Annotated in this window: 13 protein-coding genes and 1 pseudogene; 11 read left to right on the top strand and 3 right to left on the bottom strand. The window is 43.1% G+C overall.

Features of this window, described 5'->3' with window-relative positions; translation table 11 throughout:
* Positions 1–87: 87 nt before the first annotated feature.
* Positions 88–198, bottom strand: a pseudogene (locus V7K69_RS26300) (glutathione S-transferase family protein); the annotation flags it as partial.
* A 273-nt stretch (positions 199–471) separates the two neighbouring features.
* Here V7K69_RS26300 and V7K69_RS26295 point away from each other — a divergent pair.
* The 4 genes from V7K69_RS26295 to V7K69_RS26280 all read left to right on the top strand — a co-directional run bounded on the left by V7K69_RS26295 (position 472) and on the right by V7K69_RS26280 (position 3,473).
* Entirely contained in the window at positions 472–1,221 is a 750-nt protein-coding gene (locus V7K69_RS26295) for a maleate cis-trans isomerase family protein (protein WP_335039871.1), read from the top strand.
* A 44-nt stretch (positions 1,222–1,265) separates the two neighbouring features.
* A complete protein-coding gene (locus tag V7K69_RS26290; RefSeq protein WP_335039868.1) occupies positions 1,266–2,114 on the top strand; it encodes a class I SAM-dependent methyltransferase in 849 nt (282 codons plus the stop codon).
* A 188-nt stretch (positions 2,115–2,302) separates the two neighbouring features.
* On the top strand, positions 2,303–2,734 hold the full coding sequence (locus V7K69_RS26285) for a GNAT family N-acetyltransferase (protein ID WP_335039865.1): 432 nt from the start codon (positions 2,303–2,305) through the stop codon (positions 2,732–2,734).
* Between the two features lie 283 nt (positions 2,735–3,017).
* Positions 3,018–3,473: a GNAT family N-acetyltransferase gene (locus V7K69_RS26280; RefSeq protein ID WP_335039863.1), complete on the top strand. Its 456-nt coding sequence runs from the start codon at positions 3,018–3,020 to the stop codon at positions 3,471–3,473.
* A 390-nt stretch (positions 3,474–3,863) separates the two neighbouring features.
* Here the strand turns inward: V7K69_RS26280 and V7K69_RS26275 are convergent, their stop codons facing one another.
* Positions 3,864–3,992, bottom strand: a complete 129-nt coding sequence (locus V7K69_RS26275) for a hypothetical protein (RefSeq protein WP_335000106.1) — start codon at positions 3,990–3,992, stop codon at positions 3,864–3,866.
* 1 nt (position 3,993) lies between these two features.
* Between V7K69_RS26275 and V7K69_RS26270 the strand changes: the two genes are divergently transcribed.
* From V7K69_RS26270 to V7K69_RS26255, 4 genes are all read left to right on the top strand, one after another.
* Positions 3,994–4,884: a formylglycine-generating enzyme family protein gene (locus tag V7K69_RS26270; protein WP_335039861.1), complete on the top strand. Its 891-nt coding sequence runs from the start codon at positions 3,994–3,996 to the stop codon at positions 4,882–4,884.
* 13 nt (positions 4,885–4,897) lie between these two features.
* Positions 4,898–7,303 carry an arylsulfatase gene (locus tag V7K69_RS26265; protein WP_335039858.1) on the top strand — a complete coding sequence of 802 codons (2,406 nt, stop codon included), beginning with the start codon at positions 4,898–4,900 and terminating at the stop codon, positions 7,301–7,303.
* A gap of 148 nt (positions 7,304–7,451) precedes the next feature.
* The gene (locus tag V7K69_RS26260) at positions 7,452–8,324 is read left to right on the top strand and encodes a bile acid:sodium symporter family protein (protein ID WP_335039856.1); all 873 of its coding nucleotides are present in this window, start codon (positions 7,452–7,454) and stop codon (positions 8,322–8,324) included.
* 120 nt (positions 8,325–8,444) lie between these two features.
* Positions 8,445–8,621, top strand: coding sequence for a hypothetical protein (locus V7K69_RS26255; protein ID WP_335039853.1), 177 nt, complete (start codon positions 8,445–8,447; stop codon positions 8,619–8,621).
* 121 nt (positions 8,622–8,742) lie between these two features.
* On the opposite strand, the gene V7K69_RS26250 is transcribed toward V7K69_RS26255, so the two are convergent.
* A complete protein-coding gene (locus V7K69_RS26250; RefSeq protein ID WP_335039851.1) occupies positions 8,743–11,052 on the bottom strand; it encodes an FAD/NAD(P)-binding protein in 2,310 nt (769 codons plus the stop codon).
* 319 nt (positions 11,053–11,371) lie between these two features.
* Between V7K69_RS26250 and V7K69_RS26245 the strand changes: the two genes are divergently transcribed.
* The 3 genes from V7K69_RS26245 to V7K69_RS26235 all read left to right on the top strand — a co-directional run bounded on the left by V7K69_RS26245 (position 11,372) and on the right by V7K69_RS26235 (position 12,548).
* Positions 11,372–11,656, top strand: coding sequence for an ArsR/SmtB family transcription factor (locus tag V7K69_RS26245; protein WP_335039849.1), 285 nt, complete (start codon positions 11,372–11,374; stop codon positions 11,654–11,656).
* A 116-nt stretch (positions 11,657–11,772) separates the two neighbouring features.
* Positions 11,773–12,135 (top strand): hypothetical protein, encoded by a 363-nt coding sequence (locus tag V7K69_RS26240; RefSeq protein WP_335039846.1) that lies wholly within the window; start codon positions 11,773–11,775, stop codon positions 12,133–12,135.
* Positions 12,132–12,548, top strand: coding sequence for an HNH endonuclease (locus tag V7K69_RS26235; protein WP_335039843.1), 417 nt, complete (start codon positions 12,132–12,134; stop codon positions 12,546–12,548). The genes V7K69_RS26240 and V7K69_RS26235 overlap by 4 nt, the downstream gene beginning before the upstream one ends.
* The last annotated feature ends 458 nt before the right edge of the window (positions 12,549–13,006 follow it).

Raw genomic sequence — 13,006 nt, 5'->3', positions numbered from 1 at the left:
GTATTTACCTACTCGTTCCTGTTAGCTTTTTTCATAGTTTTAGCATAACATCTATACTTCAACATGTAAAAGTTGTTTCTTGACAGGCTCTAAGTCAATTTCTATCGGGGTGAAGTCAATACCTTTTTCCAGTAAGACTACACGGGTACGTTGAGAGAAAGTAGAGGCTTTGGCGAAGTACAGTTGTATGTTGCTCATGAAATCTTTTCCTTGTAATCATCGTAGATGCAGACTATTTGAGATTGCACAACTCCAACTAAAGCAATAAGACAAAAGCCAGATGTGTTAATTAGTGCAGTTAAATAATTGACTGGCAGGTATCTATGTCAGTTAGATGATATATTACAGTTTATCGGTCGATTTAGGGTAGTTTATATATCATACAGTTTTCCTGAAAATATGTATACCTAATCATTAGTGTAACTAAATAAATATCTAGACATAATCAGGCTTGTCAAAAAGAGGTATTATATGTACTCGAAAGCTGACTCTAATAGGCAGATCCGTCTTGGCTTGCTAGTACCCGCAGGTAACATTACGTTTGAGCCTGACTTTCACTCTGCTTTTTCCAGTCAAGTCAGTATTCATAGCCATCGTGTGATTGCTCAACGCTCACACGCTTATGAAAGCTATGAATCAATGGATGACATCAATGAAGAAGCTGTTAAAGAAGTAAAAAAATTAGCTAGAGCCGTGGTACATTTTGGGGCATACGGTTTCACAACAGCAACATTTTACCGAGGGCGAGTTTTTGCCGAACAATTAGAGCAACGTTTGACGCAGGCGCTAGGAGTGCCTGTTGTTGTGCCTGCTCTGGCTCTATTAGAAGCCTTAGCATATCTAAATATTAAGAAAATTTCTGTAGTCACTCCTTATCCAGAGTGGAATAACCAAACGCTAAAAACGTTTTTGAGTGAAGCACCTTTTGAAATAGTGGGGTTTAAGGGTGATGAACGCTCAACAGAAGTAGCAAAAAAGAATTACCTTTGGCATCAGTTACCCAATGAAGCCGCAACTTTCATCAAAGAGGTATCTCACAAAGGTGCAGATGCTATTGTGTTGCCCTGTACAGCATGGAGAACATTTGAGGTGATTGAGGAATTAGAGGATGATTTGAATATTCCTGTAGTCACAGCAAACCAAGCCACAATATGGAGTTTAGCAAGGCGTGCTTCTATTGAATCTGCACTTCGTCAGAGAGGAAAACTGTTTGCTGTTTAGTCACAGAGGTTTTCATAGATTAAATCTTAAAAAGAGGAAATTTCATGTCAGACAAGTCTAATTTACACAACCTGCTTTTAGATGAGGTACTAGCTTACTATGAGCGTGGTTTGGAAGCTGAACGCTTATCAAAGCGTACAAATCCGATTGAATTAGTTCGCACCCAAGAGCTTCTTAGCCGCTACTTACCTCCTTCTCCCGCAGTGATTTTCGATGTTGGTGGCGGCTCAGGTATCTATGCTTGTTGGCTGGCCCAGCTAGGGTATAAAGTTCATCTGATTGATCCAGTTTCTTTGCACGTAGAGCAAGCCCGTTCTGCTTCTCAGCTTCAGCCAGATTATCCACTTGCAAGTGCAGAGGTTGGAGATGCCCGTCAGTTAAATCAAGCAAACAACAGCGTCGATGCTGTTCTTCTATTTGGGCCACTTTATCATTTGATTGAACGTAGCGATCGCATAGCAGCATTACGCGAGGCTAATCGTGTTTTAAAAAGCGGAGGTCTTGTTTTTGCCGTTGCTTGTTCTCGCTTTGCTTCGCTCTTAGACGGTTTATTTCGGGGATGGTTAGACGATCCGGAGTTTGTGGAAATTGTTCATCGGGACTTGCTTGAAGGGCAGCATCGTAATCCGAGTAACCATCCTGCTTACTTTACAACAGCCTTCTTTCATCATCCTGATGAACTAAAAGCAGAGGTAGAAGAAGCAGGGTTATCTTGTGAAAAGCTATTAGCCATAGAAGGCCCAGGCAAATTGCTACAAAATTTTGAGGAACATTGGAGTGAACAAAGTCGCCGTCAAAGACTCCTACAAGCTATTCGTTGGCTGGAGACTGAACCTTCTACACTAGGTGTGAGCGCTCACATTATGGCTATTGCTAAAAAGGTAACAGTCTGACAGCAAGATTCACATTAACCTTATAAATCCTTAGTTGATTAAGTAGAGTGGAAAATTCGTCAACAATGTGCCTATTAGTATTCAAAATTAAAGTAGCTTAAAATTCTGAATGCTAAGGGTTTTATGAGCTTGTCTGCACTTTCAAAGCAATAACATTAAGTCAAAATTAACCTATTCTATAGACCAGTATGCCAACAATTAGGCAAGCTAAACTGCATGATATTCAAGGTATTAAAGTTTTATACAGCCAGTGTGGTTATGGAGGTGATCTCAAGACACTGGAAGAAGATTTAATACTCATTGCTCAACTAGAGGGAGAAATTGTTGGTGCAGTACGTTTATGCCCAGAGACTGGGTTCTTTGTGCTTCGAGGGATGCAGATTCTAGCTCCGTTTCAGCGTCATGGTATTGGTACACAGCTACTTCATGTATGTACCAAGCAACTGGTTGATCAAGTTTGTTACTGTATTCCGTGGCAACATCTGCACTCGTTCTATCAAAAAGTAGGGTTTCAAGAAGCTTCACCAGTCCAAGTACCAGTTCTATTACGTGAACGATTTGATAACTACATTTCCAAAGGAATGAACGTCATTCTAATGTGCCGATTGCCAACTCCATAACAAGATAGATGCAGAAGGATATTTACAGCAAAAAGGTTATATATCAAATTACTTTGTAGCCAAGGAATGGAGAGTTAGCAATACAGTTGAAGAGCTACTAAGTTTTTTCAAAGCACGAGCATACGGTTTATGTTGGCGAGTATCAGATGATATATTTCATCAATTAATAAATGAATTTGAAGAATTTTGTATCAATCATTATGGCTCTTTAAAAACTAATCTCTCCTCTGAGGCTAAGTTTGAAATATGGGTTTACAAAGCAATTTAAAACCTCACAAAAATTATGGATATTTCAATACGCAGCGTTCAGCATGATGAATTATCAGCACTGCTAGACCTGTACAAACATCTGAACCCAACTGATGCTCCCTTACCTGACGCATCAACTCTTGAGAAAATATGGAACGAAATATTGAGCGATTGCAAGATTAATTGCTTTGTAGCCGACTGGGAGGGAAACTTAATTGCCTCTTGTATTTTGGTGATTGTCCCTAATCTGACGCGAGGCGCTCGTCCCTATGGACTAATTGAGAATGTAATAACTCATCCCGATTATCGTCGCCAAGGTGTAGGAAAGCGCCTGATACATCATGCTTTACAATCTGCATGGAGTCATAATTGTTACAAAGTAATGCTCCTCAGTGGAAGGCAAACTAAGGAAGTACTCCAGTTTTACGAAAAAACTGGGTTTAAGAAGGGTATCAAAACTGGTTTTGTGGCTACACCAATATCTGACTGAGGTGGTGTTAAGTTTTTTCGTAGCTAAATATATATAGTGCTTGACTTATGTTTTCACAAGATGTAATTTATCAATATTAGATAAAACATCGGTAACTTAATCGGTTTTTAGTATTTTGTCAAAAAAGAATATCTTTGTAGTAAGTTAACCTAAGTTTAGAGTTAACGGTTTCTGCATAGTATCAAACCTTAAAAATTTTATTAAAATATGGATTTTTCCACAATAAATAATATGATGCAAAAAATAGATTACCGAAAAATTCAACGAAATGGGAAATTGTTCATCTAAAATCCAAAATGATATAAGTTGAAAAAAATGAATCTTATTAATGAACTACAGGCATTCAATTAGAAATAGCCAAATTGAGAATCTTAGAGATGGAAAAAAACTTTACTTTCTCACACTAATATTCATTTCGGGAATAGCGATCGCACTTTTATTCATTAATACAACTGCATTTGCAGCCACAGTCAATCCCTGTCCCCAAGGGATGGCGATGATTTCAGGAGGAACGTTCAAAATGGGGTCTGATAATTCCAGTTTTGTGGAAGAGCGATCGCCTGGAGATGTAACGGTGACTAACTTCTGTATTGATAAATATGAGGTAACAAATGCACAATTTGGTGAATTTGTCAAAGCTACAGGATATGTGACAGTTGCAGAACGTCCCTTATCTCAAGAACAGTTTCCCGATTTACCCGATGAGCAGCGATTACCGGGTTCCTTAGTGTTTGAGATGGTAAAACCGGGTGTCAAGCAAGTTTCCTTTCTGAGTTGGTGGCATTGGACTACTGGCGCGAATTGGCAACATCCCTTTGGGCCAGACAGTGCGATTGCTAGTAAATCTAACTATCCAGTTGTTCATATAGCTTACGAAGATGCTTTAGCCTACGCCAAATGGTCAGAAAAATTCCTACCCACCGAAGCTCAATGGGAATATGCCGCCCGTGGTGGCTTAGATGGTGCAACATACAGTTGGGGCAATGAATATTCTGAACATAGAGCCAATACTTGGCAAGGAATTTTTCCCTTTTTCAACACCAAAGCCGATGGTCACTTGGGCATTGCTCCCGTCGGTTCTTTTGCACCCAATGGTTATGGACTCTATGATATGACCGGCAATGTGTGGGAATGGACTACTGATTTCTTCCAAGTCAGACGCGATCGCAAATCCGATCAAATTAATCCTGTTGCCTTAAATCAAAGCTTTGATCCCAAAAAGCCCGATGAACCAAAGTTACACGTAATCAAGGGGGGATCGTATCTCTGCGCTCCCAATTACTGTAGCCGCTTCCGTCCGGCGGCGCGGGAGTCAGAATCACCCGATACGGGAACTACTCATATCGGGTTTCGGCTAGTTAAAAATTTGGCTGACAGCACACTACCTATCAATCCAAAATCCAAAATCTAAAATCCAAAATTGTATGACTGATCCTCATAAGAGAGATTCTTTGTATGCATCTCTGAAGTTAACTTCTGGTGCGTTCGCGCAGCGTCTCCGAAGGAGAATCGCATTTTTGACAGCCCTGACGCTAATATTTTCCAGCCTCTTACCTCTACCTGCTTGGGCAGACTACGGTGATAAATTACCATTACCCCAACAATCTTTTAAAGGCAAAATTGGCCTGACTTACAAAGAATCACAACCAGACTTCCCCAAACCCATTAAGGCTCCAGAAAAAGCACCAAACGTGTTATTGGTGTTACTTGATGATGTTGGTTTTGGACAAACCAGCACCTTTGGCGGTCTGATCGATACGCCTAACTTAGACCGTCTAGCAGAAAGGGGATTGCGTTATAACCAATTCCACACTACAGCACTCTGCTCTCCTACCAGAGCCGCATTGCTTACAGGACGCAATCACCATTCTGTGAATACAGGTGTGGTTGAGGAGTTAGCCACAGGCTACCCAGGTTATACTGCGATTTTACCTAGAAGTGCGGCAACGATCGCTGAAGTATTGCGAAATTATGGATATAACACGGCGGCCTTTGGCAAATGGCACAATACCCCAGACTATGAAACCAGTGCAGCCGGCCCATTCGATCGCTGGCCAACAGGTTTAGGTTTTGAGTACTTCTATGGATTTCTGGGCGGTGATACCAATCAATGGAGTCCGGCATTGGTGGAAAATACCCAACATATTCAGAAACCAAATCGCCCTGATTATCATCTCACCCCCGATCTAGCAGACCATGCAATTAAGTGGATTCGTACCCAACAAGCGATCGCTCCTGATAAACCCTTCTTTACTTACTTTGCCACTGGCGCTACCCATGCCCCACACCATGCGCCCAAGGAATGGATCGACAAGTACAAGGGTAAATTTGATCGAGGTTGGGATAAATTACGCGAAGACATCTTTGCTCGTCAGCTAGCCTTGGGTGTAATTCCCACCGATACTAAGCTGACTCCTCGCCCGGCAGAACTCCCAGCTTGGGATTCCCTCACTCCCACCGAGCAGAAAGTTTATGCGCGTCAGGCGGAAGTATTTGCAGGTTTCCTCAGCCATACCGATGCACAAATTGGTAGAGTTATTGACGCGATCGATCAACTGGGTGAATTGGATAACACCTTAGTCTTTTTCATCGCCGGGGATAATGGTGCGAGTGCTGAAGGCGGCTTAACAGGTAGTGTCAATGAATTAAAAGTCTTTAATGGCGTAGCAGAAAGTCCTCAAGAAGTTCTCGCGGCTTTTGATGATTTAGGTGGGCCAAAAACCTTCAATCATTTTCATGCAGCTTGGGCTTGGGCAGTGGATAGCCCCTTCCAATGGACAAAACAAATTGCTTCTCACTTCGGCGGAACCCGCAATGGTTTAGTTGTGGCTTGGGGCGAACGTATCAAAAATCGTGGTGAACTGCGGAGCCAATTTCATCATGTAATTGATATTGCGCCTACAATTCTGGAAGCTGTGGGGATTGAAGAACCAGAGGTAGTCAACGGTGTAAAACAACAACCCATCGAAGGTACTAGCCTTGTTTATAGCTTTGATAATCCTGCTGTACCATCCCATCACAAAACCCAGTATTTTGAGATGCTTGGCAATCGTGGCATTTACGATCAAGGTTGGGTAGCAGCCGCCCGTCATGGACGCTTACCTTGGGAGCGTGTCTCCAAAACCACCTTCGATGAAGATAATTGGGAACTATACGATATTACCAAAGACTTCAGTGAAGCCAACGATTTAGCCAAGCAGAACCCTGATAAGTTAGCGCAACTACAAAATCTATTTCTGAAGGAAGCAAAGAAATACAAAGTTCTGCCCTTGGACGATCGCTTACTTCAACGGTTTGATGTCAAAACCCGTTCCAGTCTAACCACAGGACGCAATAACTTTACTTATTACACCTCTGTTGCAGGGATTCCCGAAGGCAGCGCTCCCAATATTAAAAATCGCTCCTTTAGCATCACTGCTGATGTGGATGCTGCTTCATCTGGTACTGAAGGCGTTTTAGTAACTCAAGGTGGACGTTTTGCGGGTTGGAGTTTCTTTTTGCAAGAAGGTAAACCCACCTTTGCTTACAACTTGTTAAATAGCGATCGCACAATCATTCAATCTTCCCAACCAATTGCGATCGGCAAATCCCAAATTAAATTTGACTTTACTTATGACGGTGGCGCTCCGGGAGCAGGCGGTACTGGTAAGCTCTCAATCAACGATCGACAGGTTGCCGAAGGCCGCATTGATAAAACCGTAGGCTACCGATTTGGTTTAGATGAAACCTTTGATGTTGGTCAAGATACTGGCACACCTGCGGTAGATACTTACCAAACACCCTTTGCATTCACCGGTAACTTACAGCAAGTCACCCTGGAATTGAAGTAATAGGAGTTAGGCATCCCTTCGACTTCGCTCAGGGCAAGTGGGCATTGGAAGTGTGGGAGGAGAGGGAAACATAAATTCTCTGCCCACACTCGCCACACTCACTCCTCCGCCCCTCCGCGCCTCTGCGTCTTTGCGTGAGAAAAAAATCATGAACGAAATCTTGTCACTAATCGATAAACTCGCACTTTTCACATTTATCGTGTTCACCATGCTGGGTGCAGGGTTAAGTCTAACCGTACAACAGATTTGGGAACCACTCCGCAACCTCCGCTTAGTCATATCATCACTGCTAACAAATTTTGTGCTAGTGCCGCTTTTTGTATATTTGTTACTACAAGTAGTACATTTAAGCGAACCCCTCAGAGATGGCTTACTGATCATGGCAGTAGCATCAGGGCCTCCAGCACTACCTAAACTTGCCCACATAGTCAAAGGCAATATAGCTTTCTCGGTGGGATTAATGATGTTGCTAATGCTGGGCACAATTTTTTATATGCCGATTGTACTGCCCTTAGTGGTGGAAGGTGTACAAATTAACTCCTGGGACATTGCCAAACCCTTATTGTTAATGATGGTTAGCCCATTGATCATTGGGTTATTCATCAAAGCAAAATTGAGTGCGATCGCTCCCATTATCCAGCCGATTTTGTTCAAATTATCTAATGCTGGATTGCTTTTAGGTCTAGTAGTCAGGCTGATAGTTCACACTAACGATATCATTAGCTTATTACAAACAGGTGCAATTTTAGTTTGTGCTGTTTTCATAGTCTTCTCCTTTAGCGTAGGTTATGTTTTGGGCGGTCCTGGTATCGATACTCAACGAGTGCTAGGAGTCGGAACAGCTCAACGTAATTTTGCCGCAGCATTATTAGTAGCTACAAGTAATTTTGAAGATCCCAGCGTCGTGAGCATCATCATGGTGACAAGTCTTTTAATGATGATCGTAGTTCTGATCGCTGGGCCAAAGTTCATAGAACTAGACCAAGGAATGGGTGTAGAGATAGAGCAGGTAGAGGGTTGAAACTTTCCTAATTGCATAAAATATCTCTGTTGCTCATTTTGAGAAAAAGTCAGGAGCTTGTTCAGTAGAGCTTTGGTAATTTGTTGGTTATGTTAATCATTTGAGGGAGAACTTGAGGCTATGACAAATATTGCATTGATTGTTGGTGCTGGTAGTGGACTCAGTGCCTCACTAGCCCGTGAATTGGCTCCTCAGAATATCCATGTGGCGCATTTTGTGATTGATGGAGGAATCCGTTCTGCTACCCGCATAGAACCAGACGATCAACCAGATAGTTTACTCGATCCAGATGCGTAGGGGTAGCCCGTCGTAGACATCGCTCAAACTTACCTGAGCATTTTCCGCCAACCTCGCAATGCTTGGACTTGGGAAGTTGAATTGCGTCCCTGGGTGGAAAAATTTTGATTTTCACTCTGCTCTAGATATACATAGCAAAGTAATCATTGTAAATTTCTGTATTAGTCATAACTGTAAGTTCTATTTGTTTTTGTTCTTCATCTGTTGCCGAACTCGTAGCCTGGTCTAAGCTTTCTTGAGGAATAAAATCACCACAGTATTCATTCGCCGGTACTGTTGCATTCATCTTCTGGGGATAACTCAATTTGAGATTATTCATGATAGTAATGAATTGACTACGGCTGCGATACTCGTTCCGAGTCGCTCCGCGAACGCTAAATCTGGGATTAAGCTGCTTTTCTTCGCCAATAGTAGAAACAGTGCGGCCTTTATAGTCATGAGCAGGATATACCAAGGTATCATCTGGCAAGGTGAATAAGCGTTGTGTCACCACATCATATAAAGTTCCAGGATCGCCTCCCTGAAAATCTGTGCGTCCACAACCACGAATGAACAAAGCATCACCAGTTAACAGATGGGTTTTGTTAATCAAATATGCTATGTGACTGGCGCTGTGACCTGGCGTGAAAATCGTTTCGATGATTACCGATCCCACCTCTAGGATTTCGCCACCCACAAGAGAGCGATCGGCTTTTGTCACAGCAGTATTCTGGGGAACGATCACCTGAGCGCCTGTTTGTTGCCTGAGTTTGCCTGCCCCTGTGATGTGATCGGCATGAAGGTGAGTTTCTAGACAGTAGCGTAGCTTTAATCCTAGTTCATCTAATGATTGCAAATCGCGGTCAACTTGCTCTAATACAGGATCAACTAGAACAGCATCTCCTGTCTGCTTATCAGCAATTAAATAAGTATAACTACTAGTTGCAGGGTCAAAAAATTGCCGGAATAGGAAAGTTGACTGCGGTATCTCTGCACTGCCATCGTTTAACAAAGGCATCGTTGGAATACTCCGCGCACGCACTGGTAGCGACTGCAACAACGCCTTAGATAATTCCTGCGCCTGTCCCCGTAATTCTGGTACAGCGATAGTTTCCCACAAGTCGCCCTTGCGAGGAGTTCCCAAGGTATAAAACAGCGTCGAAACGTTACCGTCTGCTGCATATAAAGCACCGTAGGTATCTGTATCTAATCCTAAACCGATGGCATTAGGGCGAATTAATTTTTGCGATCGCAAATTAGTAATCAAAGGATGAGGCGATCGGCGATAATCTGCTGCCACCCCTGTACAATTCACCACCCGGCGAACGTGGAAGGTATGATTAGTTTGGGTTTTGCGTTGGGATACAGTCACTGCTACACCATCAGGTAAAGCAAGATATTCCCGAATCCGCCCAGCAGAGATGGTGAGTTGACCAGAATCTAGCATTTCAGTGACAACATTTGCTACTTCTGGGGCAATGCGGTGACGATGCACGTCCCAATACGGTGTCAAATGACGCAAAAAACGTTGCTGTTCCTCCGTCGGTAGTTTTTGCCAGATTTTCTGATTTATGGGGCGCAGAGAATCAATTACTGCTCGCCAGTCGTAGCCTTGGGTAGCAGCAATTTCCACCTCGGCACGTAGCCGACGTAACCAGGAACGCACACTTTTTGGTGAATTTTCTAGCGTCAAGAAGCAGGGATAAGGTTGAGCCGCTTGATGTTTGAGGGGAAATAATCCTCGTCGGGACACAGCATAAATTTTACCCCGATGTTGGCGATCGCTCAGAGATAGAACCATATCCACCATTGTCAGCCCCGTACCAATTAGCAACACAGGTGCATCAGCATCAAGGTCTGCTAGGGCATCGGCTGACCAAGCATTCCGCAGATAATCATCATTACTATTTGGGTTTTGAATAGCGGGGGGTGCAGAAGGTGAGTTCCCCAATGCCAACACAACTCTGTCTGCCGCAAAACAGCGACCACTACGTAGAGAAATCATTGCGCCTTTTTCTTCAGGCTGTACTCCTACCACTTCATCGGTCAAGCGTTCTAGTCGCACATCACTGGGTGCTGTGGCTTCTGCTTCTGCTAAAACCGATTGAATGTATAAACCATAAACCTTACGAGGTATGAAGGTACTGGCATTTACTTCTTCTGAAAAAAATACTGTTAACTCATCGCGGTTGTGCTGAAGCCAACGTAACAAATGCCCTGGATCATGGGCAAATGCACTCATGTTGCCTGCCGATACATTTAGCAAATGACAGTTGGTATCTGTGCTGTAGGCGATTCCCTTGCCAATTTGATCGCTACGCTCAATCAGCTTAATGGTGAGGGGTTGACTAGCAGTTTTCAATAGGTGGGTAGCAACTAGAGAACCACTAAAACCTCCGCCAACAATAGCGATCGCGGTTGGAGTTTGAGCAGTTAAAAAACTAGGGTTCATGGCGGTTTTAGTTAGAATCAATAGTTACTCTGATTTCATCAAGTCTCTTTACTGGGACTAAATGCTTTTCCAACCCAGCTAAAAAATTTAAGATTTTATTTACTATAAATTTTTATATTACCTATAGCTGACATTTGGGATCAAGTGGCTTGGGCATACCTTACTCCACGTCTTCGCCAATCGCGCGATAGTAAGCAGCGATCGCAGCTTCTTGCTCACATTGTATGTGACTTCAGGTAGAATTTGCCCAAGACAGAAGGTAAAAGTTGTCCGCGTTGTCACTTGACACGATCTGTATCTTTGGATATCATTCAACTATATGGTTGAATCAAATGTAGCCCTTGATAAAATTTTTGCTGCTTTGGCTGATGTGACGCGGCGAGACATTCTGAAGCGGGTATCAACAGCAGAACATACGATCGGCGAATTAGCACAACCCTATGCGATGTCTTTTGCAGCGATAGCAAAGCACATTAGTGTGTTGGAGAAAGCTGGACTGATTACCAAGCGTCGAAGTGGTAAGGAGAAAGTTATTCAGATTCAGCCGAAAACTCTCAAAGTAGCCGCAGCGTATCTGGGTAAGCTTTTAGAACCAAACGATTAATTACAATTGCGATGGCTACGCCGACCAAAGGTACGCGGTATCCGATTGATTTAATTGTGGAATATTCTGTCAGCTAAAATCCAGAAAGTGTATCCTTGTAGTAAAAGCAAACGTCTATGCAAGTTACATTTGACTTACCTGATGAAGTTGTCAATCAGCTTCAACCCTTTGCAGACAAACTGCCTCAAATCCTAGAGTTGGGGTTACGAGAACTGAATGCGATCGCTCAGTCAGGATTTTCAGGTATGGCTGAAGTCGTAGAATTTCTGGCAAGCCTACCCACTGCTGAAGCCATTATTGCCCTGCGTCCCTCTGAATCCCTGCAAGCTCAAATTAACACTCTGGTAGAAAAAAATCGGACGGTAGGTTTAACCGCCACAGAAGAGCAGCAATGGCAAGGGTATCAATATTTAGAGCATATTGTCAGAATGGCTAAGGCTAGAGCTTTATTGAAGATCAAAGAAGCTGGCGCAGAATGAGCAAAACCTATATTCCTGTCGCTCTCCGAAGACAGGTTTATGAACGGGCAAAAGCTTGTTGTGAGTATTGTCTGATTCCTGATGTCGCTACCTTTGCGCCTCATGAGATTGACCACATCATTGCTGAACAACATAGTGGACGGACTGAAGCGGAAAATTTAGCACTATCCTGTACTCTGTGCAATAAGCACAAAGGAAGTGATCTCGCCTCTGTCGATCCAGAAACCGGAAAAATCGTACCCTTGTATCATCCTCGCCAAGACATCTGGCATGAACATTTTCGCCTGAGTGGGTCTGAATTTGTGCCTTTAAGCTCCATAGGTCGGGTTACAATTGGGTTATTGCAGTTAAACCGTCGTGACAGAGTTGAGGAGCGTCAGCTTTTACTACAAGCTGGAATAATCGATCCATAAGGTCGGCGATCGCCTCAATGTCCCAAGCTCTCACATTATGCTTTAAGTTACATCGTTGTCACTGTAAGGATAAAGTGGCTCTTGGCAACTTTTGGTGATCTTGGTTGGGGTAAGGCATCTATGCTGACGGGAGACGGCAGAAGGAAGAGGAAGGAAAAATTCCTACAATTGAAGCTCTGCTTGGATTATAGAACATCTGCATCACTTGAAAGCCTTCTTGCAATCGCCCCTTGAAGTCACAAATCCCACGCCCGGATAAGAAAACGTTTTAAAACCTTCTGCCTCCTGCCTTCTGCCTTAAAGTGCGTAACCTTTCATCATCACCAAAAGTTGCCAAGAACCCATAAGTTGTCCGCTACGGACAGCTTAGAGCCTGTCAAGAAACAACTTTTACATGTTGAAGTATAGATGTTATGCTAAAACTATGAAAAAAGCTAACAGGAACGAGTAGGTAAATA

It is taken from the genome of Nostoc sp. (assembly GCF_036917775.1).
GTDB lineage: Bacteria > Cyanobacteriota > Cyanobacteriia > Cyanobacteriales > Nostocaceae > Nostoc.
This window is presented reverse-complemented; position numbering and strand designations above follow the sequence as displayed.

Excerpts from the sequence above, each read along its gene's own strand:
- V7K69_RS26295 (WP_335039871.1), top strand. The coding sequence starts at position 472 with ATGTACTCGAAAGCTGACTCTAATAGGCAGATCCGTCTTGGCTTGCTA.
- V7K69_RS26290 (WP_335039868.1), top strand. The coding sequence starts at position 1,266 with ATGTCAGACAAGTCTAATTTACACAACCTGCTTTTAGATGAGGTACTA.
- V7K69_RS26285 (WP_335039865.1), top strand. The coding sequence starts at position 2,303 with ATGCCAACAATTAGGCAAGCTAAACTGCATGATATTCAAGGTATTAAA.
- V7K69_RS26280 (WP_335039863.1), top strand. The coding sequence starts at position 3,018 with ATGGATATTTCAATACGCAGCGTTCAGCATGATGAATTATCAGCACTG.
- V7K69_RS26270 (WP_335039861.1), top strand. The coding sequence starts at position 3,994 with ATGGGGTCTGATAATTCCAGTTTTGTGGAAGAGCGATCGCCTGGAGAT.
- V7K69_RS26265 (WP_335039858.1), top strand. The coding sequence starts at position 4,898 with ATGACTGATCCTCATAAGAGAGATTCTTTGTATGCATCTCTGAAGTTA.
- V7K69_RS26260 (WP_335039856.1), top strand. The coding sequence starts at position 7,452 with ATGAACGAAATCTTGTCACTAATCGATAAACTCGCACTTTTCACATTT.
- V7K69_RS26255 (WP_335039853.1), top strand. The coding sequence starts at position 8,445 with ATGACAAATATTGCATTGATTGTTGGTGCTGGTAGTGGACTCAGTGCC.
- V7K69_RS26250 (WP_335039851.1), bottom strand. The coding sequence starts at position 11,052 with ATGAACCCTAGTTTTTTAACTGCTCAAACTCCAACCGCGATCGCTATT.
- V7K69_RS26245 (WP_335039849.1), top strand. The coding sequence starts at position 11,372 with ATGGTTGAATCAAATGTAGCCCTTGATAAAATTTTTGCTGCTTTGGCT.
- V7K69_RS26240 (WP_335039846.1), top strand. The coding sequence starts at position 11,773 with ATGCAAGTTACATTTGACTTACCTGATGAAGTTGTCAATCAGCTTCAA.
- V7K69_RS26235 (WP_335039843.1), top strand. The coding sequence starts at position 12,132 with ATGAGCAAAACCTATATTCCTGTCGCTCTCCGAAGACAGGTTTATGAA.